Raw genomic sequence first — 850 nt, 5'->3', positions numbered from 1 at the left:
TAAATAGTGTTTACACGAGTAATGTAGTATAATAGGGACAACAGCCCAGAAAGAGGTGTTCCTATGAGTAACGAACAACAACGCCACGATATCAGTGATGAGGTATGGAACCTGCTGGAGCCGCATCTGCCAGGACAACCAGGGCAGTGGGGTGGAATTGCGCAGGATAACCGGCGATTTATCAATGGCGTGTTTTGGATTCTACGCACAGGAGCACCATGGCGGGATTTACCGCCGTGCTACGGGAAATGGGGCACGGTATATCAGCGTTTTCGTAGATGGCGAGACAAAAGAATCTGGGAGAAGTTACTGGAAATTCTGGTTGATGAACCGGATTTTGAATGGCTGATGATTGATGCAAGTCATTGTAAGGTGCATCCACATGCAGCAGGGGCCAAAGGCGGCAATCAGGACATGAGCCGTACAAAAGGGGGCTCAATACCAAAATTCACCTTGCCGTGGATGCAAATGGTATGCCAGTCAGAGTACTTATCACACAGGGTACCCGAGCTGATTGCAAAGAAGCTATTCACTTGATTGATGGCATATCTGCGGAAACACTGCTGGCTGATCGCGGGTATGACACCAACCAAATTGTTGCTTATGCTGCTGGTGCCGGAATGAATATCGTCATTCCGGCAAAACGAAATCGCAAACAGCAGCGGGAGTACGACCTTTATTTGTATCGGCTTCGCCATTTGGTGGAAAACGCTTTTTTACATCTGAAACGATGGCGGGGTATTGCCACGCGATATGCTAAAAATACAGCATCTTTTCTCGCCGCAGTGCAAATTCGTTGCATTGCTATTTGGTGCGCCGTTTTAGCCTGAACTTGTGTACACACTATTTA

Annotated in this window: 1 protein-coding gene; it reads left to right on the top strand. The window is 47.6% G+C overall.

Translation table 11 applies throughout. The features are described 5' to 3' along the window. Positions 1-63: 63 nt before the first annotated feature. A protein-coding gene (locus tag H7U37_RS15020; protein WP_204876971.1) for an IS5 family transposase occupies positions 64-830 on the top strand; the annotation gives its coding sequence in 2 pieces (ribosomal slippage) (positions 64-424 and positions 424-830; 768 coding nt in all). Positions 831-850 lie beyond the last annotated feature (20 nt).

This window comes from Pseudoflavonifractor phocaeensis (genome assembly GCF_016901735.1).
In the GTDB taxonomy this organism is placed as follows: Bacteria; Bacillota; Clostridia; order Oscillospirales; family Oscillospiraceae; genus Pseudoflavonifractor_A.
Note: the sequence above shows the minus strand (reverse complement) of the source record. Positions and strands in the feature narration are given on the sequence as shown.